Source organism: Thermostichus sp. MS-CIW-34, from assembly GCF_054060435.1.
In genome coordinates, this window is sequence record NZ_JBSSDE010000032.1 from 17,612 (window position 1) to 35,511 (window position 17,900).

Here is a 17,900-nt window from a genome sequence, read left to right on the forward strand (position 1 = left end):
TGACCTAACCTTAGACAGGCCATAACGAAACCCCCATCCCACCCCTGGTAACGTGAACGCGGATGCGTCCTCTCTTGCGGATGGAGTGAAGGAATTGTCATGAAACCAGCTTGCCGTGCTCGAGGGTCTGCCCCTGCCAAGAGATGGCTCCCGGATTGGCTGAACCCTCTGGCCAGGTCCCTGTGGGTCGGGTTGTGGTGTTTGGTGCTGAGCCTGGCCAGCGCCTGCGGTAGCAGCAGCTCGGTTCCCCCAACCGGCGGAGGGGCTGGGTTTATCGCCTCGGATCCCAATGTGGCTCTCTCGACTCAGCCGCCCGCTTTTACCCTACAAATCCTACACGCCAGCGACTTGGAAGCCTCGATAGCTGCCGTACAAGATGCGCCGCGCTTCTCGGCGGTGGTGAACGCTCTGCGCCCCCAATTCCCAAATACGGTGGTGCTCTCCAGTGGGGACAACTATATCCCCAGCCCCTTCTACAACGCCAGCACGGATCGGTCTCTGCAAGGCCGTTACAACCTCACCCCTGGCAAAGCCGATATCGAGATCATCAACGCCATTGGCTTTGAGGCGGCTGCCTTCGGCAACCACGAGTTCGACCAGGGCACGCGCCAAATTCGCGACCTCATCCGGCCCGACACTGGCCGCGGCTACGCTGGGGCTCGTTTTCCCTACTTGAGCGCCAACCTCAGCTTCAGCGGTACCGGCGAATTGGCCAGCGCTGACTTTGCCGCCGATGGCCAAGAGGCCAGCTCCATTCGAGGCAGAATTGCCAAGACAGCAGTGATTACCGTAGGAGGGCAGCGAATTGGCTTGGTGGGAGCCACCACCACTCGCTTGGCTGCCATTTCCAGCCCCGGCCCAGAGGTGAGGGTAGAAGGCAGGGTGGACGACACCGACCAGGTAAGTGCTGCCCTGATCCAGGGCTTTGTCGATCAACTCACCGCTCAGGGCATCAACAAAATTATCCTCCTAGCCCATCTGCAACAGTTGCAAAACGAGGTAGCCCTGGCCAGCCAATTGCGAAATGTGGACATCATCATTGCCGGCGGATCCCACCGGGTGATCGCCAAGCCCACCGATCGCCTGCGCACTGATTTGCCCGATACCCGCAGGGGTGACTACCCCATCTTGCGCTCCTCCGCCAGTGGTCAACCGGTGGCGGTGGTCAACACCGGCTCCAACTATCGCTACGTGGGCCGCCTGGTGGTCAGCTTTGACGCCAACGGGGTTATTGCCCGCATTGACCCGGTGAGCGGTGCCTATGCCACCGACGACCAAGGGGTAGCAGCTGTCAGGGGCACCCCCAATCCTGACGTAGTGCGGATAGCCAACGAAATTGGCAACATCATCCGCACCAAAGATGGCCGCACCTTCGGCTCCACCACCCAATTTCTCAACGGCCTGCGGGCAGAGGTGCGCACCGAGGAAACCAACCTGGGCAACCTCACTGCCGATGCCAACTTGGCCTACGCCAGAACGGTCGATCCTTCTACGGTTATCTCCCTGAAAAATGGCGGTGGCATTCGCGCTCCCATTGGGGCTACCACCGGCGGCGGCGGCGGTGAGCCGGTGCGGCGCATCCCACCGGTGGCTAACCCTGAAGCCGGCAAGCAGTCCGGTCAAATCTCTCAGCTGGACATCGAAACGGCCCTTGCTTTTAACAACGGCCTCTCTCTGTTGACCGTCACCGCTGAGGAACTGAAGCAGATAGTGGAACACGGGGTGGCGCAAACCCAGCCGGGAGCTACGCCGGGCCGCTTCCCCCAAATTGGCGGCTTTGCCTTTAGCTTTGATCCCTCGCGGCCACCGGGATCCCGCGTCCTCTCCTTGCGGGTGGATACGCCCACAGGTCGGGATGTGGTGGTGCGCAACGGCCAAGTGCAAGGGGATCCCAGACGCACCTTCCGCCTGGTGACCCTGGACTTCTTGGCCAATGGTGGGGATGACTATCCCTTCCCTCGCCTGTCTAACCCCAACCGGGTCAACTTGGCCCCCAGCTCTGGCATTACCTTCGACACCCCCGGCAGCGAGCAAGATGCCTTGGCTCGGTATTTGCGGCAGATCGGCGTGTTTACTCAAGCCGACACCCCGGCTGCCCAGGATACCCGCATCCAGAACCTGTCGGCCCGCCCAGATACGGTGCTGCAAGGTCTGTAGATTGGGTTAACAGACTGGGGCAGATTGGTCCAGAGGAGTGGTAATCCGGTGCCGGGCTTCCTTCTTGCCAAAGGGGAGATTGGCTTGGATGAGTTGCCTCAGCAGCGTGCCGGAGAAATGTCTTGAGCTTTTTAGGAAGGGATCCCTGGCCAGTGTCAAGGATCCCTTTTCTTTTTCCTACTCCTATCCCTGCTGGTGTTACTTGGCAACGTTTACCGGGGTGCCCAGGCGGGCTGTAAACCTTGCGGGCATTGCCCACAATAGGTGGATTTGTATACGGATTGAGTTGCTTCCTCAAGGAGGAATCATTACCATCAAGGGTGACGTCCGCTCCTTTTGTTGTTCATGACTCTGGAGAAGTTTTTTACCCAGCTCAACGCCAATGGCTTAGCCATTGCGCTTTTGCTCTTTGCCACCCCTTGGGTGGTTTGGGTTCTCTGCGACTGGATCCCAGGCCAATGGGAGGAGCCTTTTTTGCTCAGCTTAAGTATCGGCTTGGGAGCGGTAACTCTTGTCCTCTGGGCGGGCTACTTGGCCTATGCCACCAACACCGCCGGCTGGCAGGCGGTGGTGAAGCAGGCGGATATGTTCTTGCTGCTGGTGCCTCCCTGGACTTTTCTTAGCTCCATCTGGGTGGCACGCCAGCGCATGCCTCTCTCGCGGGTGCCGGCTTTTCGCACCTTGCAAGGGATCGGCATTTTGGCGGCAGTCTATCTTATTTTTTCTTGGCTCAGTCGCCGGGTTTATCTTGTCTTCTTTTCCCGCCTACCCTTTTCGGCTTTCTTGTGGATCCTGGCAGGGCTGTTGGGGGTGGCGTACATCGGCTATCGCATCATCTTCGGGGATCCGCCCAAGTACCCGCCTGAAACCTGAGGGGACGGACAGCAGGGAGTGACATACTCCCGCACTCATGCTGACGCACAGGCGGGCTTCTCAGTGACTCCTGTGAAGGACATTTCCTGAGCTTTAAGGACGGGATGCCCCACCGCCCTGTATTTGATGTTGATCGCCGCGTTGTGGTCTCGGTGCAGTTCCAGTCCACAATGCGGGCAAGAGTGCCATCTGTCTCGGATGGTCTTCGGTACCTTTTGGCCGCACCGAGAGCAGTTTTGGCTTGTGCCGCTTGGATCTACTGCGATCACCCTCAGCCCAGCTCTTTCAGCCTTGACTGCGAGAATCCGCAGGAATTGCCCCCACCCGGCATCATAAGTAGATTTCGCTAGTTTGGTTCTGGCAATACCTTTGATGTTGAGCGCCTCATACGCAATATGCTTTCCCTTGCTTACCAGCTTCTTGGCTGTTTTGTAGTGGAAGTCTTTACGCTGGTTGGCCACCCTGAGATGAGCCTTGGCCACCCGCTTCAGGGCTTTCTTACGGCGGTTTGACCCTTTCTGCTTGCGGGATAAAGACCGCTGCAGCCTCTCCAGCCGCTTTTGGGCGCGGCGGTAATACTGGGGCACTGGGACGGACTCCCCCGTATCGGTCGTCAAAAAGGAGTCCAGCCCCATGTCGATCCCCATGGTGTTCTCCAGTGTTGGCAGGTCAGGAGTGAACTCGGGGACAGACGTATCTTGCAGGCTTAATGTCACATACCACCCGTCCGCTTTGCGGGTGATGGTAGCAGTCTTGATGACAAAACCGTCAGGCAAAGGACGGTGCTGAATCAGCTTAACTGTGCCAATCTTGGGCAGATGAATGAACTTCCCCTGAAGGCAGTCCTGCTTCATCTGGGGGAAGGTGAAGGAACGATACCGGCCCACCCCCTTGAATCTCGGCCTCCCTATCCTCTTGCCGTTGCGGTCGCCTTTCAGCCAGCGGTCGAATGCTTTGTGCACTCGCTCTACGCAATCTTGGAGGACTTGCGAGTGGACTGCTTGGTATTCGGGGAACCTTGCCTTGGTGTTCACCAAGTCTCGTTTTTGGGAGTAGACATCCGGCCTGTCTCTCAGCTCAGGCAAATGACAGATTAAAGGGCAAGCGTTGATATCACAGCGGTTTTGCTCCCACCAGTTAAACCGCTCTGCCAGCCGATAGTTGTACTGCTTGCGCAACAGCTCCAGCCACTGATCCATCAGGGCAGCTTGGCTGGGCGTAGGCCGCAGACGGTACTGATAAGCAGTCCTCATCTTAAGCGTGCCTAGAAACCGCTACACTGATTATAGCACCAGTAAGGATTAGCAGCCATGAAGCATGATTTTGTTTCCAGCGGCAGAGCTGTATCTGATTTGAAGGCACACTTGGTCTTAACCACCAAGTACCGTCGCAAGGTATTTACCAGAGAAATGTTGCAGCGATTGCATGAAGTTATGTATGACCTCTGCCAAAAGTGGGGCTGCAAACTTATTGAGTTTAACGGCGAGGCAGACCATATTCATCTGCTGTTCCAGTACTATCCGCAGATAGATCTGTCCAAGTTGGTAAACAACATTAAATCCGTCTCTAGCCGTAGGATGAGAAGCGAGTTTGCGGACTACATCAGCAAGATATATCGGAAAAATGTACTGTGGAATGAATCTTATTTCATCGCTTCATGTGGTGGGGTGACGGTCTCGGTTTTGTGCCAGTACATTGAAAACCAAGGAACTCCCGCCTCTCATCCCGACCCTCGTCCTGCGGACAGAGGGCGGGGCTTCTCGGCGGACTAGCTAAAATCAAGGGAGACCTTTTGCAACTTGGCAATGGTGACCGTCCCTCTGACTTCAGCCCTGAATATCGACTATCGTCCTCTGCAGGAGCTGTTATCGGCGGGAGACTGGCTGGAGGCGGATCGGCTGAGCCTACAACTGCTATGTCGGGCGGCAGGAGAGGGGGCGGCGCGGCGGGGCTGGCTGTATTTTTCCGAGGTGAGCCGGATCCCGGTCGAGGATCTGCGCACGATCGATCGCCTGTGGCGGGCGGCCTCCGGGGATCGCTTTGGCTACTCGGTGCAGCGGCAACTGTGGCTGGGGGTGAATCGCAACTGGGAGCGCCTTTGGCCCCTCATCGGCTGGAAACAGGGCTACCACTGGACTCGCTACCCCGACGAGTTTACCTGGGATCTGTCTGCCCCCAAAGGCCACCTACCCCTCTCCAATCAACTGCGGGGCGTGCGGGTGCTGGAGGAATTGCTCACCCACAAGGCTTGGGAAGACTCGTCAGGCTAGGCAACCGTTTCTTGAACCTTGTTGGATCTGATTTGGATCTGAGCTGTGGCGGAGCAACTGCAACTGACTCAATTTCCCGACCTGCCCGTCGATCTGGCCCAAGCCTGCGAACAAGCCATTCGGGCAACTCGCTTGGCCATGCAAGCGGGGTATCGCCGCCTGCTGATCGAGATCCTCGCCCCCGACCTGAAGCCGGAGGTTTTGGCTCGCCCTTTTTTGGAACTTGTGCAGCCACCGGCTTTGGTGCTATTCAGCGATGCCGGCGGAGCAGCCCTGGCCCAGCGGGAATGGGGATCCCTACCCGAAGGGATCGAATTGCAGAGCCTGACTTCCCGGACTCAACCTACCCCAGAACAGAGCCTCCTGCTGGTGATGCCAGCGGTTTACAGCTTGGATCAGGTGGAGCGGGTTTGCCAAGCGGTCAGCGGTGGGGATCCCTCTGGGCTGGCTTCCAAAGGACGGGATCCCAAACCCGTCCTTCTCCTCAACCCCCAATTGCAGGATGCCGCCACCGTGGGGGTGGGTCTGGCCGGTCGCCGACTGCGCCAGCGGTTTCTGAGCACCTTCGAGACCAGCTACTACCTGCGCTCATTGGTGGAGGGGGCCCTGTTTCGGGCCTATCCGGATCCCTGGAGCGTGTGGCAGCAGGAAGAGCCCGGCCTCTACAGCGTCTTGAAGACTTTTATTGCCCAGCCCACCGGCGAGGAAGTGGCCGAACTGTTCAGGGCCAGCAAGGGAAAGGATCCCTGGTGGAGCTGGCGGCGCTGGCTGGGATCCCTGTGAGGGTCAGGATCTCATGGGGAGAGAGGCCAGGGGTGAGGGTTAGTACTATCTCAAACTCTTTTAATAAAGACTATAAAGCTCCCCGCCTCATCTCTATTTCGGTGATATGATCACACCACGCTAGGAGTGTCTGGGGATCCCCCCCCAGGCTGAGATTACATCCTCAGAACCTGATCTGGTTCATACCAGCGTAGGAAAGCGAGCACTGGAGTTGACAACATGCGCAGCGAATGGGTTGCCCGTCGTCGTGGGCAAGCAAATGTAACGCAGATGCACTTTGCCCGTCAGGGCGTGATTACCGAAGAGATGGAGTATGTGGCCCAGCGGGAAAACCTGCCGCCGGAACTGATCCGCTCGGAAGTGGCCCGGGGTCGCATGATCATCCCTGCCAACATCAATCACACCAACCTCGAGCCGATGTGCATTGGGATCGCTTCCCGGTGCAAAGTCAATGCCAACATTGGCGCTTCCCCTACTTCTTCGGGCTTGGCCGAAGAGCTGGAAAAGCTGAAATTGGCCATCAAATACGGCGCCGATACCGTTATGGATCTGTCCACCGGCGGGGGCGATTTGGATGAAATTCGCACAGCCATTATCCAAGCTTCTCCAGTGCCCATTGGCACGGTGCCCATCTACCAGGCCCTAGAAAGCGTGCATGGCAATGTCGAAAAACTCTCGGCAGAAGATATCTTGCATATTATCGAAAAGCAGGCCCAGCAAGGGGTGGACTACATGACCATCCATGCCGGGATCCTGATCGAATATCTTCCGTTGGTACGCCACCGCCTGACGGGAATTGTTTCTCGTGGGGGTGGGATCCTGGCCCGTTGGATGTTGGCCCACCACAAACAAAACCCGCTTTATACCCACTTCCGCGACATTATCGAGATTTTCAAGAAATACGATGTTTCTTTTAGTCTGGGAGATTCTTTGCGACCGGGATGTTTGCACGATGCCTCTGATGAGGCGCAACTGGCGGAGTTGAAAACCCTGGGCCAGTTGACCCGCATGGCTTGGGAGCACGATGTGCAGGTCATGGTGGAAGGGCCCGGCCACGTGCCGATGGATCAAATTGAATTCAACGTGCGCAAGCAAATGGAGGAGTGCGATGAGGCTCCCTTCTATGTTTTGGGACCTCTGGTAACCGATATTGCGGCAGGCTATGACCACATCAGCTCCGCCATTGGAGCAGCCTTAGCCGGTTGGTACGGGGCAGCCATGCTTTGCTATGTCACCCCCAAAGAGCACCTGGGTTTGCCCAATGCAGAGGACGTGCGCAACGGCTTAATTGCCTATAAAATTGCCGCCCATGCTGCCGATATTGCCCGTCACCGGCCTGGGGCCAGGGATCGCGATGATGAGATGTCCAGAGCTCGCTATAACTTCGACTGGAACCGACAATTTGAACTGTCTTTGGATCCGGAGCGAGCTCGAGAATATCACGACGAGACCTTGCCGGCAGATATCTACAAAACGGCAGAGTTCTGCTCCATGTGTGGGCCAAAGTTTTGCCCCATGCAAACCAAAATGGATGCAGAGGCTTTGAGCGAGCTGGAGCGGTTCTTGGCCGCGCAGCCAACAGGATAAGTCTTGGTTCATCCCCAATCCAATGGGTTGAAACCATCTTCTGTCCTGCCTATGGACTGGGTTGGGATCCCAGCCTCAAGCTGTCAAAAAGTTGGGTCTAAAGTTCTGTCCTACCGCAGGGATCCCTACCCTTCGGGGTGGGGAGTGTGTCAAGCTGATCTGGAGGAGAACCGTTGCAGTTGGCTCACTTGAGCACAGAGGATGACATGGCACTTAGACAACTCGGGCATGTCGCCATCCGGGTAGAAGACATCCCCAAGGCGGTGGAGTTCTACCAAAAGCTGGGCATGGTCAACGTCTGGCAGGATCCCGACTGGGCCTACATGAAGGCGGGAGAGGATGGGCTGGCACTGCTGGGGCCGGGCTATCGCGCAGCAGGGCCCCACTTTGGCTTTGTCTTCGACAACCTGGAGGAGCTCCAGCAAGAACACCAACGCCTGAAATCCCAAGGGATCCCGGTAGGGGCCATTCACACCCACAGGGATGGCACGGCCTCTTTCTACGGCAAGGATCCCGACGGCAACCTGTTTGAGTTTTTGTATGAACCTGCGGGAACCTTCGACCAAGCCAAGGCAGCCCAAGCCACAGCTTGACTTAGCACCTTGAGGGCGCTCCCCCAAGTACTCTCAGTTTGTCCAACGCAAAGGGATCCTCTTGTACACAGGGGATCCCCTTTTTGACCGGCTTTAGGAATACCCCTTGCCCAATTTGAATCGGCAGGAGCTGCCCACTCAGTCGCCAGATCTGCTGGAGGTTTGCACGTACAAAATCACCAGGAAGATGGCGGGCACCAGAACAACTAAGAGGGTGGCCAAGATGCCCAGGTAGTTCGTCTCCATAACTCACAAATGCCACAAGCCCAACTGGCAGTCAGCATACCACTCTGAGGTGCGACTTGCCCAAAGGGAAAACGGGCGGGCCAAGGCTAGGGCTTTGTTTTGACGGAAACATCCCCCAGCACTTTGGTCTGGCAGGCAAGGCGGTAGCTATCGGGCTTGCGCTTGAGCTTGCGGTTTTCTGCCTCGGTGCGAGGGGAGAGATGCTCGGATCCCTCGACAATCTCCACCACACAGGTGCCACATTGGCCGTTGCCGCCGCAGTTGAGCAGCTTGGCCATCATTTTGTAGAGATCGATCTGGTTTTCCAGAGCCTTCAAGCGCAAGTTAGCGCCTTCAGCGACGAAGATCTCTCGGTTCTCGTTGACGAAGCGAATCGTTGCCATACCCCTGCCAGAAACCACGACACCTTTCAGCCTGAGCCAGGAGAGCGCTCACAGTTGCTAAGTATTGTAACATTTTAAGTCATATTTTTAATCTCCGGCGAGAGATCTGGGATGATGATGCCTAAAGTGAGACGGCATCCTGCCTGAAGCCACTCAGGTCGGTAGCGTTTCGTTATACTGTTTGATGCCCGTGATGGAAATTCTGAGAGCGATATCCTAGTTGGGTGCGCTCAGGGGTTCAAGCGGGTGCGGCACCCCTCGACTCTGAAGAAACTGCTCAGGTCAGGATCCCAGGTAAGATGTCGGCTTAATTGTTTGACTGGATATCGCGTAAGTGTTGGAGAACGTGGAGGACCGAGCTTTATGGGACTACCGTGGTATCGGGTCCATACGGTTGTACTGAATGACCCAGGTCGCCTGATCGCGGTTCACCTGATGCATACCGCTCTGGTAGCAGGTTGGGCCGGGTCGATGGCGCTCTATGAAACGGCCATTTTCGATCCGTCGGATCCTGTCCTGAATCCGATGTGGCGTCAGGGCATGTTTGTCATGCCATTTATGGTTCGCCTGGGGGTGGTCAACTCCTGGGGCGGTTGGAATATCTACGGCGAGAGCGTTGCCAATGCGGGCTTCTGGACGTTTGAAGGGGTAGCCACTGCCCATATCGTTTTGTCCGGCTTGCTCTTCTTGGCTGCCTGCTGGCACTGGGTGTACTGGGATCTGGAGCTGTTCCGGGATCCCCGCACCGGCGAGCCGGCTTTGGATCTGCCGAAAATATTTGGGATCCACCTGCTGCTGGCCGGGATCCTCTGCTTTGGCTTTGGAGCTTTTCACCTGACGGGGGTGTTTGGCCCGGGAATGTGGGTGAGCGATCCCTATGCGACGACGGGACACGTCCAGCCGGTAGCACCGGAATGGGGGCCAGCCGGTTTTAACCCCTACAACGCCGGAGGGGTGGTGGCCCACCACATTGCTGCCGGCATCGTGGGCATCATTGCAGGTCTATTTCACATCACGGTACGCCCACCCCAGCGCCTCTATCGCGCTCTGCGGATGGGGAACATCGAGACGGTGCTTTCCAGCTCGATCGCGGCGGTGTTTTTTGCCGGTTTTGTGGTGGCCGGAACCATGTGGTACGGCAGCGCCACTACCCCTGTGGAGCTGTTTGGCCCCACCCGCTACCAATGGGATTCTGGCTATTTCAACCAGGAGATTAACCGCCGGGTAAATGCGGCCATGGAAGCCGGGATGACCCGCAGTCAGGCCTACAACTCCCTGCCCAAGTCTCTGCTCTTCTACGACTACGTGGGCAACAGCCCGGCCAAGGGGGGTCTGTTCCGAGCTGGCCCCATGAACAAAGGGGATGGCATTGCCATCGAGTGGCTGGGCTACCCGGTGTTCCGTGACCGCGAAGGGCGGGAGCTGACGGTGCAGCGGATGCCCAACTTCTTCGAGACCTTCCCGGTTATCCTGCGGGATGCCGATGGGGTGGTGCGGGCAGACATTCCCTTCCGTCGGGCAGAGTCTCGCTACAGCTTTGAGCAGGTGGGGGTGACTGTGGAGTTTTACGGCGGCAAGCTGGACGGCCAGGTGTTTACCGACCCGGCAACGGTTAAGAAATATGCCCGCCAGGCCCAGTTGGGTCAGTTGTTTGAGTTCGACCGAGAAACCCCCAAGGCGGACGGCACCTTCCACACCAGCCCCCGCGGTTGGTTTACCTTTGCTCATGCGGTCTTTGCCCTGCTGTTCTTCTTCGGCCACATTTGGCACGGCGCCCGTACCCTCTTCCGGGATGTGTTCGCCGGTATTGACCCCAATATGAGCGAGGAAATGGTGGAGTTTGGCGTCTTCCAGAAAGTGGGGGATCCCACCACTCGCAAGGTTCAGGAAGCCTAGAGCCCTTTTCGGCGATGCCGTCGGCACTCTGCTTCACTTTGGAGATGGGGTGCTGGCGGCTCCGAGTTAATCTGGAATCAAGCCCCCTTAGAAATGGAGGTTTTGTATGGAAGCCATCACCTACACCTTTATCCTGTTTTTGACGTTGGGCCTTCTGTTTTTCGCGGTCGCCTTTCGGGAAACTCCGAGAATTACCAAGAAGTAACCCAGGGTAGTGGCTGCCGTTCCTGCTGTGCCGGGCTCAAGCAAGGCAGAGGGAAGGTCAGTCTCTTTTGAGATTTGTGGTTTAGGCTTAGTTCTGGATGGGGCCGGAGCTCTCTCCGGCTTTCCTAATTTGCGGTTGGGTAGCGGCAACTCGGAATGGAGTGATTCCAAAATAAGATTCCAAAATAAATAGTCAAGTAGCGGCAACCTGAGGATCCTTCCTTTTGGGAGAGGAGGGGGGAGTTCTCAGAGCTACTGAGACCCTTTTCGGTACTCTTCAGTACTCTGTAGGAGAACGCTTGTCCTACTGCTCAAATTGAACTCGCTAAGGATGCCTTAGGATGGCTTTTGGGATCCCAGAGACAGCTTAGCTTGGGTTCAGATTCAAGATTGGGTTAACGATGGCAACAGTGCTGCTGGTGGAAGATGATCCGATCAACGCCCGTGTTTTTGAGAAGGTGTTGCGACGGCGGGGTGGGTTTGAGGTCTTTCACAGCCAGGATGTGGAGCAGATTTTGAAGCTGGCCCAGGGGCACGAGGTGGATGTCATTTTGTTGGATGTTTCCCTGTCCCAGAGCACCTTTCGCGGCGAGGCGGTGGACGGGATCCGCATTGCCCAACTGTTGAAGGCGGATCCGAAAAGCAGCTCCATCCCCATCATTTTGGTGACGGCCCATGCGATGCGCGGCGACCGCGAGGCATTTTTGGCCCAGAGCGGGGCAGATGGCTACATTGCCAAGCCGGTGGTGGATCACGAGGAGATGGTGAATCAAGTTCGCCAGGTGTTGTGTCGAGGGCCGGGGCAGGGGTGAGTTCTCCTGGAGAAGAATTAGGCGGCGAAGCTGCGCAAAATCGACTGCCAAAAGGGGATCCCATCTTGCCCTGGCAAATCAGGATCTGCTGCCCGCTCGGGGTGGGGCATCAAACCCAAGATCCGACCGCTGGGATCGCAAATGCCGGCAATATTATCCACAGAGCCGTTGGGCGCAACCGGAGCATAGCGAAGGACGATCTGCCCTTGATCCTGCAATTGCTTGAGGGTATCCGGGTCGCAGGTATAGCGGCCTTCCCCATGGGCGATGGGCAGGGTTAAGGTGGATCCCTGGGGATACGCGCTTGTCCAGGGAAGATCCTGCCGTTCTATACGGATCCCCACTCGGTCGCAGATAAAGTGCAGGTTGGCATTGCGCACCAGCGCCCCCGGCAGCAGGCCCGCCTCTGTTAAGATCTGAAAGCCATTGCAGATGCCCAGCACATAGCCCCCTCGCGCTACGTGCTCCTTCAGGGATCCCATCACCGGAGCAAAACGAGCGATGGCCCCACAACGCAAATAATCCCCATAGCTGAAGCCCCCCGGCAGCACCACCACATCCAGCTCCGACAAATCCGTCTCTCGGTGCCAGATCAGCCGCGTTGGGCAGCCCAAGAGGCCGCGGGTTACCCAGGCTACATCTCGGTCGCAGTTGGAACCCGGAAAAACAACAACGCCAAACCTCACGCCAGCCATTGGGATCCCTTAAGTGAGAGGAAAGAAGATGGTCAGATTAGAGGGATGGAAGAGGGGTTGGGGGTATTTTTGGAATGGCCATCAGATCAACCCCAAATCGCGTGAACCCATCAAATTAACCACCGATAGCAGCCACTTGGATTTGATAAGTCTCAATCACCGGGTTGGCCAGCAGTTGATGGCACAGCTCATCCACCTGGCGGTGGGCGGTCTCGGCGTCGGGGGCCTCTAGCTGCAGTTGGATATGCTTGCCAATGCGCACCTGCTGTACCTGGGTATGCCCCAGCTGATGCAAGCTGGACTGAACCGCAGCCCCGGCGGGATCGAGAACAGAGGGGCGTAGGTGAATCTGAATCTGGGCCTGGAACTGCATAGAATAAAGGCTGGATCTGTTACCAGTGTATCAGTCGGATCATCACAGCTTTGGGTTCAGTCATGGATGCGTCGCGCGTGGTGGCCATTGCCCACAACGTTTTCCGGGAAACGATTCGGGATCGGATTCTCTACCTGGTGATGGTATTTGCGGTGGCCATGCTGGGAGCCACTGTTTTGATCCCGCAGGTGGCCAACCAGGCCCACAACAAAATCATTGCCGACCTGGGGTTGGCAGCCATTCACTTCTTCGGCCTGATCGTGGCCATTTTCGTGGGCACAGGGCTGGTGAATAAGGAGATTGAAAAACGCACGGTGTATGTGCTGATCGCCAAACCCATGAGCCGGGCAGAGTTCATTGTCGGCAAGCATCTGGGCCTATCGGCGCTGCTGTCGGTGCTGGTGCTGCTGATGACGGTTGTGTTTCTGCTGAGCTTGCTGCTGGTGCAGGCCCCGATCCCCCTTTTGGCCATTCTCTGGGCAACAGTCTTCACTTTCTTAGAGCTGGTGCTGATTGTTGCCGCAGCCCTGCTGTTCGGGGTTTTCACTTCCTCGATTCTGGCCACCCTCTACACCATTGCCCTGTTCCTGATGGGCCATGCCAGCCGCGCCCTGCTGCAACTGAGCAAGCTGGTGAAAGATGCCGGATTTGGCAAATTGTTTGAGGTGATTTATTTGATCCTGCCGGATTTGGAGCGCCTCAATTTGAGAGATGCTGCGGTTTACGGCCAAGTTCCGCCCCCAGCAGAACTTCTCGGAGATGCACTGTACGGCTTGGTTTACACCCTTTTGCTGCTGATTCTGGCAGTGTTGGTGTTCGCCCGGCGTGAGTTCTGACGTTACCTCTTCCCCCATGCGTTTTTTCCACTTCTATACGCCCGAACAGGTGCCTTCATCTGGGATCCCGGAGTGTGCGGTGGCCATTGATGTGCTGCGGGCCACCACCACCATTGCCACAGCGCTGGCAGCAGGAGCAGAAGCGGTACAGGTGTTTGCCCACCTGCAGCAGCTCCAAGAGGCAAGCCAAAACTGGCCGGCTTCCCAGCGGCTTTTGGCCGGGGAACGGGGGGGCAAAGCGGTGGCGGGGTTTGATCTGGGCAACTCCCCCCTCGACTACACTCCCGACCGCGTGCGGGACAAGCGCATCTTCCTGAGCACCACCAACGGCACGCGCAGCCTACAGCGCCTGGAAGGGATCCCAGTGGTGATTACAGCAGCCCTGGTGAACTTGGGAGCCGTGGTGGATTTTCTCAGACGGGGCTCCTTTGCCGAGGTGTGGCTGGTGGGATCCGGGTGGGAAGGGGCCTTTTCGCTGGAAGATACTGCCTGTGCCGGAGCCATCTTGCATCGCCTGGGCTGCTCTTTGAACCAGTTGGGCAACGACGAGACCTTGGCGGCCTTGGCCCTCTACCAAACTTGGCAGGACGATCTGCTGGGTTTGTTGAGACGCTCTAGCCACGGGCAACGGTTGTTGGGTCTGGGGCCGGAAAACGATAAGGATCTGGCCTATTGTGCCGATCTGGATCGTCTCTCAGTGGTGCCCCGACAGGTTCAGCCTGGGGTTTTGGCCAGTGGCGGGTAGATTCTGGACAGGTGGAGCGACCTGTGGATCCCACCACCCTCTGAGCTGGAAGTAGGCGGCCATTGTCAGCATGGGCTGGATCTCAACAGGCCAGGCGTAGGCTTGGGGATCCTTCCACGCCAGATATGGTCTTCGGCTAACCTGCTTGTGCCGTGTCGGGAGCGATGCCCAACGCTTTCTGGTGCAGCCACGCCTGCCATTCCCCTGGGATCAGCTTGTTGTTAAACGCATCGCCAGAAACAAACATATCCCGCTGATTCTGGGCCAACACAAAAATGGAGCGGCGATCGAAATGGGAAGTGAGCTTGTAGAGGGTGTAGGGGCCTTCTGAGTAGAGGGTCAGCGTTTCTTGATCCAGACCGTGGCGGCTGCTTTGGCCGTAGGCCCGCAAGACCATGTTGATCAATCGCTCATAGTGCATAGACCGCAGATTAGAAAGCTACACAGAACATAGACAGATATTACGGAAGCCGCTGCCAAGGCCCGAGCGGCTCAAGTTAACCCAGCATAACAAATCCTCTTGGATTGCTAGGCAACGCCAACGCGAATGAACAAGATGGGATCCGCACCCGTGCAGCGTCAAATGCAGCAGAAAAATGCGGTAGAACTTAAGGCAAGCCATCACGCAACCCTCTTGCACAGGCAGCCCCCCCATGGCCAACATGGCGCCCCGCCCACCCCACCCCACAGAGCCTGTCCGCATTGGCATCGTCGGCGCTTCCGGCTACGGAGGGGTACAGTTGGTGCGGTTACTGAGCGAGCATCCCGGCGTGCAGATCACCTACCTGGCCGGGCAAGACAGTGCCGGCAAGCGCTACGGGGATCTCTATCCCCAGTTGGCCCAGGCGGTGGATCTGACCGTTCAGCCGGTAGAGGTGGATCGCATTGCCGCCAACAGCGATGTGGTGTTTTTGTCTCTCCCCAATGGGCTGGCTGCCGAGCTGGCCCCGCCCTTGCTGGCCAAAGGGTGCAAAGTCTTAGATCTGTCGGCGGATTACCGCTTTCGCAACCTGGCCACCTACCAATCTTGGTACCGCATGGGTCAGACGGATCCCAACTGGCCCAGCCCTGCCTATCGCCAGGCCAATGAGCAGGCGGTCTATGGGTTGCCGGAACTTTATCGCGAGGCGATTGCCCAAGCCCAACTGGTGGGCTGTCCCGGCTGTTATCCCACTGCCTCATTGTTGGCGGTTGCTCCTCTGCTGCGGCAGGGGTTGGTGGAGCTGGACAGCCTCATTTTCGATGCCAAATCCGGCGTTTCGGGGGCAGGTCGTACCCCCAAGGTGGGATCCCTGTTTGCCGAAGTGGACAGCTCTCTGGCAGCCTATGGAGTGGCCCAGCACCGCCATACGCCCGAGATCGAGCAAGCTTGCACCGACCTGACCCACACCCCCATCACCGTGCAATTTACGCCCCATCTGGTGCCCATGGTGCGGGGGATCCACGTCACGTTGTATGCCACCCTGCGGGATCCCGGCTTTGTGGGGGAAGATTTGCTCACCATTTACAACGCTTTCTATCGCCAATCTCCCTGGGTGAAGGTGCTGCCGCGGGGGGTCTACCCGCAAACCAAATGGGTCTCCGGCACCAACACCTGCATGATCGGGGTGGAGGTGGACAGCCGCACCAACCGCGTTATCGTCCTGTCGGTGATCGACAACCTGATGAAAGGGCAAGCCGGGCAGGCAGTGCAGTGTCTCAACTTGATGATGGGATGGCCGGAAACGTTGGGTTTGCCTCGACTGGCGTTTTACCCCTAGCTATAATGCCCGTGATCCCCTTGAAGCGGATTCTGTCCATGTCTGAACCCCTGAATCCCCCTTTCCATTCCGAGCCCCAAAACGCCTCGCCCAGCTCAAAGGTTGCCTCAGATGCCGTCAATGGCGCTGCTGAGGGCCTGAACTGGGAGGAGCTGTGGCGGCAGCTGGAAGCGGGCTGGCAGGATCTACCCCGTCGCTCCGAAGAGACGGTGCAACAGACCCTGGCTCGCCTGCAACTGGAGTGGGGCGGGCTGTGCCGAGAGGCGCGGGATCGGCTGCAAAGCGCTCTGGAACAGTCGAGAACGGCGGGATCCCCAGAGCCCATCCACCGAGAGCTGCAAGCGCTCTTGCCCCTGCTTAACCCCTGCCAATGGGAAGTGGTCATTGGCTCTTTGCGGCAGGCTGCGGATCGCGCCTGGGTGGCCAGCTTGCTGTATCACGGCTTGCAGGAAGCGGCCTATCCAGATGGGATCCCTTCTTGGGCTCAGACGCTAACCTCTGACCAACGCTCTGCTCTGGAGGCGATGAGTGCCCGTGCCTATGGCAACAGCCGCCTGCCTTTGGTGATGGACAAAAGCGGCCAGATTCAAGTAAAGGCCTCAGCCGCCTTGTTGGCCGCCTTGATCGCCATCGAGATCGGCAGTGTGGGTTCGGCAGGTGCCTTGTCCTTGCTGGGCACACCGGAGCTGCGCAAGCTCTTGAATGCCGAGGGCAAGCTGCGGCGAACTGGCTTAAAACGGGGACGAACTGCCCTCACAGAAGAAGAATGGCAAACGCTGCGCCGTTGGCTGGATCCCAAGGGATCTCCTCCCGACTGGTATCTCAATCTCACTCAAGTGGGGATCCAGACCACCCAAGTGGGGGACTATGCGGCACGGCGGCTGCGGGAGTTTTTCCAGAGTGAGTGGATTAAGCTCGTGATCCCCCCCTTGTATCACCTGGTCATCGATGCAGTGCGGCTACTGACGGGAGAAGTGTTTCTCAGTGTGGGCACCACCCTGGAATCGGCTTTGGAATCGGCAGAGGCAGAGCGGCGACTGGAGTTGGTGCTGCAAGCCTTGCCCCAGGCGCGGAACATTCCCAGACCCAACCAGATCCAGGCTGCCATCCCTGCTGTGGTGGAAGCTGCCGAGAAACTCCTCAGACCTCTGCTGGCGCGCCAGTTAATGACGGTGGCGGACATCTTCGATCCGCCCATTCGCAACGAGAGCCTAAATGAATTGGGGCGGCAGCTCAACCTCTGGAACCCCTTCCAGTTTTTGCTCACCTGGAGCACGGCCGGCTGGCTGGAGGCCCTTCTGGATCAGATCAGCGAGTTGCAGCAGACCTACCCAGAAATGCCCCTGTGGGAGAGCTATCGCCAGGGCCTTGAAACGGCAGTGCAAGCTCCACGGGTGATGGATCAGGCGGAGGCTCTGCGTCTAACGGCCAAGAGTCTGGATCCCAAGTTGGATCCCTTGGAAGATTGAGTAGATGATGCATAGGAAAGAAAATTTCCTACAGCATCCACAAAGTGAGGCTGGCAGGCTAGGTGGAATCTTTTCTACGCCAAAGACAAATCTGCACGGGTTGTAGAGGGTGGCCGGCGGACTGGTCTGATACATTTACGCTGAACACTGCTGAACATCACTGTTCAACTATGCAGCGATAGCATTCTGTTTGTTTCCATTCGCGTTAGCGGGACGGA

The 17,900-nt window shown here is 57.6% G+C and carries 20 protein-coding genes and 1 riboswitch; of the genes, 14 read left to right on the plus strand and 6 right to left on the minus strand.

Annotated elements, in window-relative coordinates; genetic code table 11:
• The first annotated feature begins 204 nt into the window (after positions 1 to 204).
• On the plus strand, positions 205 to 2,157 hold the full coding sequence (locus ACVWYY_RS10940) for a bifunctional metallophosphatase/5'-nucleotidase (protein WP_457440546.1): 1,953 nt from the start codon (positions 205 to 207) through the stop codon (positions 2,155 to 2,157).
• Between the two features lie 345 nt (positions 2,158 to 2,502).
• The gene (locus ACVWYY_RS10945; RefSeq protein WP_457403245.1) at positions 2,503 to 3,030 is read left to right on the plus strand and encodes a hypothetical protein; all 528 of its coding nucleotides are present in this window, start codon (positions 2,503 to 2,505) and stop codon (positions 3,028 to 3,030) included.
• 35 nt (positions 3,031 to 3,065) lie between these two features.
• Here ACVWYY_RS10945 and ACVWYY_RS10950 read toward each other — a convergent pair whose 3' ends face one another.
• Entirely contained in the window at positions 3,066 to 4,283 is a 1,218-nt protein-coding gene (locus ACVWYY_RS10950) for an RNA-guided endonuclease InsQ/TnpB family protein (protein ID WP_457440532.1), read from the minus strand.
• A 57-nt stretch (positions 4,284 to 4,340) separates the two neighbouring features.
• On the opposite strand from ACVWYY_RS10950, the gene tnpA reads away from it, so the two are divergent.
• From tnpA to ACVWYY_RS10975, 5 genes are all read left to right on the plus strand, one after another.
• Complete coding sequence (gene tnpA / locus ACVWYY_RS10955; protein WP_457440533.1) at positions 4,341 to 4,802, plus strand: IS200/IS605 family transposase; 462 nt, start codon at positions 4,341 to 4,343, stop codon at positions 4,800 to 4,802.
• A gap of 33 nt (positions 4,803 to 4,835) precedes the next feature.
• Positions 4,836 to 5,300, plus strand: coding sequence for a GUN4 domain-containing protein (locus ACVWYY_RS10960; protein ID WP_457440535.1), 465 nt, complete (start codon positions 4,836 to 4,838; stop codon positions 5,298 to 5,300).
• A gap of 45 nt (positions 5,301 to 5,345) precedes the next feature.
• Positions 5,346 to 6,083 (plus strand): DUF1995 family protein, encoded by a 738-nt coding sequence (locus tag ACVWYY_RS10965; RefSeq protein ID WP_457440537.1) that lies wholly within the window; start codon positions 5,346 to 5,348, stop codon positions 6,081 to 6,083.
• 112 nt (positions 6,084 to 6,195) lie between these two features.
• A riboswitch (TPP riboswitch) is annotated at positions 6,196 to 6,297 on the plus strand.
• 5 nt (positions 6,298 to 6,302) lie between these two features.
• Positions 6,303 to 7,670 (plus strand): phosphomethylpyrimidine synthase ThiC, encoded by a 1,368-nt coding sequence (thiC, locus tag ACVWYY_RS10970; RefSeq protein WP_414343591.1) that lies wholly within the window; start codon positions 6,303 to 6,305, stop codon positions 7,668 to 7,670.
• Between the two features lie 206 nt (positions 7,671 to 7,876).
• Positions 7,877 to 8,263 carry a VOC family protein gene (locus ACVWYY_RS10975; RefSeq protein ID WP_457440539.1) on the plus strand — a complete coding sequence of 129 codons (387 nt, stop codon included), beginning with the start codon at positions 7,877 to 7,879 and terminating at the stop codon, positions 8,261 to 8,263.
• A gap of 138 nt (positions 8,264 to 8,401) precedes the next feature.
• On the opposite strand, the gene psbM is transcribed toward ACVWYY_RS10975, so the two are convergent.
• Together psbM and ACVWYY_RS10985 are read right to left on the minus strand one after the other, a co-directional pair.
• Positions 8,402 to 8,509: a photosystem II reaction center protein PsbM gene (psbM, locus tag ACVWYY_RS10980; RefSeq protein WP_071818137.1), complete on the minus strand. Its 108-nt coding sequence runs from the start codon at positions 8,507 to 8,509 to the stop codon at positions 8,402 to 8,404.
• Between the two features lie 86 nt (positions 8,510 to 8,595).
• Entirely contained in the window at positions 8,596 to 8,892 is a 297-nt protein-coding gene (locus ACVWYY_RS10985; RefSeq protein WP_414350488.1) for a 2Fe-2S iron-sulfur cluster-binding protein, read from the minus strand.
• A 363-nt stretch (positions 8,893 to 9,255) separates the two neighbouring features.
• Between ACVWYY_RS10985 and psbB the strand changes: the two genes are divergently transcribed.
• From psbB to ACVWYY_RS11000, 3 genes are all read left to right on the plus strand, one after another.
• Complete coding sequence (gene psbB / locus ACVWYY_RS10990; RefSeq protein ID WP_414350489.1) at positions 9,256 to 10,788, plus strand: photosystem II chlorophyll-binding protein CP47; 1,533 nt, start codon at positions 9,256 to 9,258, stop codon at positions 10,786 to 10,788.
• Positions 10,789 to 10,894: 106 nt separating this feature from the next.
• Entirely contained in the window at positions 10,895 to 10,993 is a 99-nt protein-coding gene (locus tag ACVWYY_RS10995) for a photosystem II reaction center protein T (protein ID WP_011431949.1), read from the plus strand.
• Positions 10,994 to 11,393: 400 nt separating this feature from the next.
• Positions 11,394 to 11,804, plus strand: coding sequence for a response regulator (locus ACVWYY_RS11000; protein ID WP_457403238.1), 411 nt, complete (start codon positions 11,394 to 11,396; stop codon positions 11,802 to 11,804).
• A gap of 17 nt (positions 11,805 to 11,821) precedes the next feature.
• On the opposite strand, the gene purQ is transcribed toward ACVWYY_RS11000, so the two are convergent.
• On the minus strand, positions 11,822 to 12,499 hold the full coding sequence (purQ, locus tag ACVWYY_RS11005) for a phosphoribosylformylglycinamidine synthase subunit PurQ (RefSeq protein WP_414408622.1): 678 nt from the start codon (positions 12,497 to 12,499) through the stop codon (positions 11,822 to 11,824).
• Between the two features lie 115 nt (positions 12,500 to 12,614).
• The gene (gene purS / locus ACVWYY_RS11010) at positions 12,615 to 12,872 is read right to left on the minus strand and encodes a phosphoribosylformylglycinamidine synthase subunit PurS (protein WP_011431952.1); all 258 of its coding nucleotides are present in this window, start codon (positions 12,870 to 12,872) and stop codon (positions 12,615 to 12,617) included.
• Positions 12,873 to 12,934: 62 nt separating this feature from the next.
• On the opposite strand from purS, the gene ACVWYY_RS11015 reads away from it, so the two are divergent.
• Positions 12,935 to 13,708 carry an ABC transporter permease gene (locus ACVWYY_RS11015; protein ID WP_414330211.1) on the plus strand — a complete coding sequence of 258 codons (774 nt, stop codon included), beginning with the start codon at positions 12,935 to 12,937 and terminating at the stop codon, positions 13,706 to 13,708.
• A gap of 16 nt (positions 13,709 to 13,724) precedes the next feature.
• On the plus strand, positions 13,725 to 14,453 hold the full coding sequence (locus tag ACVWYY_RS11020; RefSeq protein WP_414417451.1) for a 2-phosphosulfolactate phosphatase family protein: 729 nt from the start codon (positions 13,725 to 13,727) through the stop codon (positions 14,451 to 14,453).
• A gap of 136 nt (positions 14,454 to 14,589) precedes the next feature.
• On the opposite strand, the gene ACVWYY_RS11025 is transcribed toward ACVWYY_RS11020, so the two are convergent.
• Positions 14,590 to 14,874, minus strand: coding sequence for a hypothetical protein (locus ACVWYY_RS11025; protein ID WP_011431955.1), 285 nt, complete (start codon positions 14,872 to 14,874; stop codon positions 14,590 to 14,592).
• A gap of 232 nt (positions 14,875 to 15,106) precedes the next feature.
• Here ACVWYY_RS11025 and argC point away from each other — a divergent pair, with 232 nt between their 5' ends.
• Entirely contained in the window at positions 15,107 to 16,213 is a 1,107-nt protein-coding gene (gene argC / locus ACVWYY_RS11030) for an N-acetyl-gamma-glutamyl-phosphate reductase (RefSeq protein ID WP_414355341.1), read from the plus strand.
• A 38-nt stretch (positions 16,214 to 16,251) separates the two neighbouring features.
• Positions 16,252 to 17,682, plus strand: a complete 1,431-nt coding sequence (locus ACVWYY_RS11035) for a hypothetical protein (protein WP_457440542.1) — start codon at positions 16,252 to 16,254, stop codon at positions 17,680 to 17,682.
• The last annotated feature ends 218 nt before the right edge of the window (positions 17,683 to 17,900 follow it).

What these genes read in the sequence shown, in the direction of transcription:
- ACVWYY_RS10995 (WP_011431949.1), top strand. Translation starts at nt 10,895, where the DNA reads ATGGAAGCCATCACCTACACCTTTATCCTGTTTTTGACGTTGGGCCTT.
- psbB (WP_414350489.1), top strand. Translation starts at nt 9,256, where the DNA reads ATGGGACTACCGTGGTATCGGGTCCATACGGTTGTACTGAATGACCCA.
- ACVWYY_RS10975 (WP_457440539.1), top strand. Translation starts at nt 7,877, where the DNA reads ATGGCACTTAGACAACTCGGGCATGTCGCCATCCGGGTAGAAGACATC.
- ACVWYY_RS11035 (WP_457440542.1), top strand. Translation starts at nt 16,252, where the DNA reads ATGTCTGAACCCCTGAATCCCCCTTTCCATTCCGAGCCCCAAAACGCC.
- ACVWYY_RS10985 (WP_414350488.1), bottom strand. Translation starts at nt 8,892, where the DNA reads ATGGCAACGATTCGCTTCGTCAACGAGAACCGAGAGATCTTCGTCGCT.
- ACVWYY_RS11025 (WP_011431955.1), bottom strand. Translation starts at nt 14,874, where the DNA reads ATGCACTATGAGCGATTGATCAACATGGTCTTGCGGGCCTACGGCCAA.
- ACVWYY_RS10945 (WP_457403245.1), top strand. Translation starts at nt 2,503, where the DNA reads ATGACTCTGGAGAAGTTTTTTACCCAGCTCAACGCCAATGGCTTAGCC.
- thiC (WP_414343591.1), top strand. Translation starts at nt 6,303, where the DNA reads ATGCGCAGCGAATGGGTTGCCCGTCGTCGTGGGCAAGCAAATGTAACG.
- tnpA (WP_457440533.1), top strand. Translation starts at nt 4,341, where the DNA reads ATGAAGCATGATTTTGTTTCCAGCGGCAGAGCTGTATCTGATTTGAAG.
- purS (WP_011431952.1), bottom strand. Translation starts at nt 12,872, where the DNA reads ATGCAGTTCCAGGCCCAGATTCAGATTCACCTACGCCCCTCTGTTCTC.
- ACVWYY_RS11000 (WP_457403238.1), top strand. Translation starts at nt 11,394, where the DNA reads ATGGCAACAGTGCTGCTGGTGGAAGATGATCCGATCAACGCCCGTGTT.
- ACVWYY_RS10950 (WP_457440532.1), bottom strand. Translation starts at nt 4,283, where the DNA reads ATGAGGACTGCTTATCAGTACCGTCTGCGGCCTACGCCCAGCCAAGCT.
- purQ (WP_414408622.1), bottom strand. Translation starts at nt 12,499, where the DNA reads ATGGCTGGCGTGAGGTTTGGCGTTGTTGTTTTTCCGGGTTCCAACTGC.
- ACVWYY_RS11015 (WP_414330211.1), top strand. Translation starts at nt 12,935, where the DNA reads ATGGATGCGTCGCGCGTGGTGGCCATTGCCCACAACGTTTTCCGGGAA.
- argC (WP_414355341.1), top strand. Translation starts at nt 15,107, where the DNA reads ATGGCCAACATGGCGCCCCGCCCACCCCACCCCACAGAGCCTGTCCGC.
- psbM (WP_071818137.1), bottom strand. Translation starts at nt 8,509, where the DNA reads ATGGAGACGAACTACCTGGGCATCTTGGCCACCCTCTTAGTTGTTCTG.
- ACVWYY_RS10960 (WP_457440535.1), top strand. Translation starts at nt 4,836, where the DNA reads ATGGTGACCGTCCCTCTGACTTCAGCCCTGAATATCGACTATCGTCCT.
- ACVWYY_RS11020 (WP_414417451.1), top strand. Translation starts at nt 13,725, where the DNA reads ATGCGTTTTTTCCACTTCTATACGCCCGAACAGGTGCCTTCATCTGGG.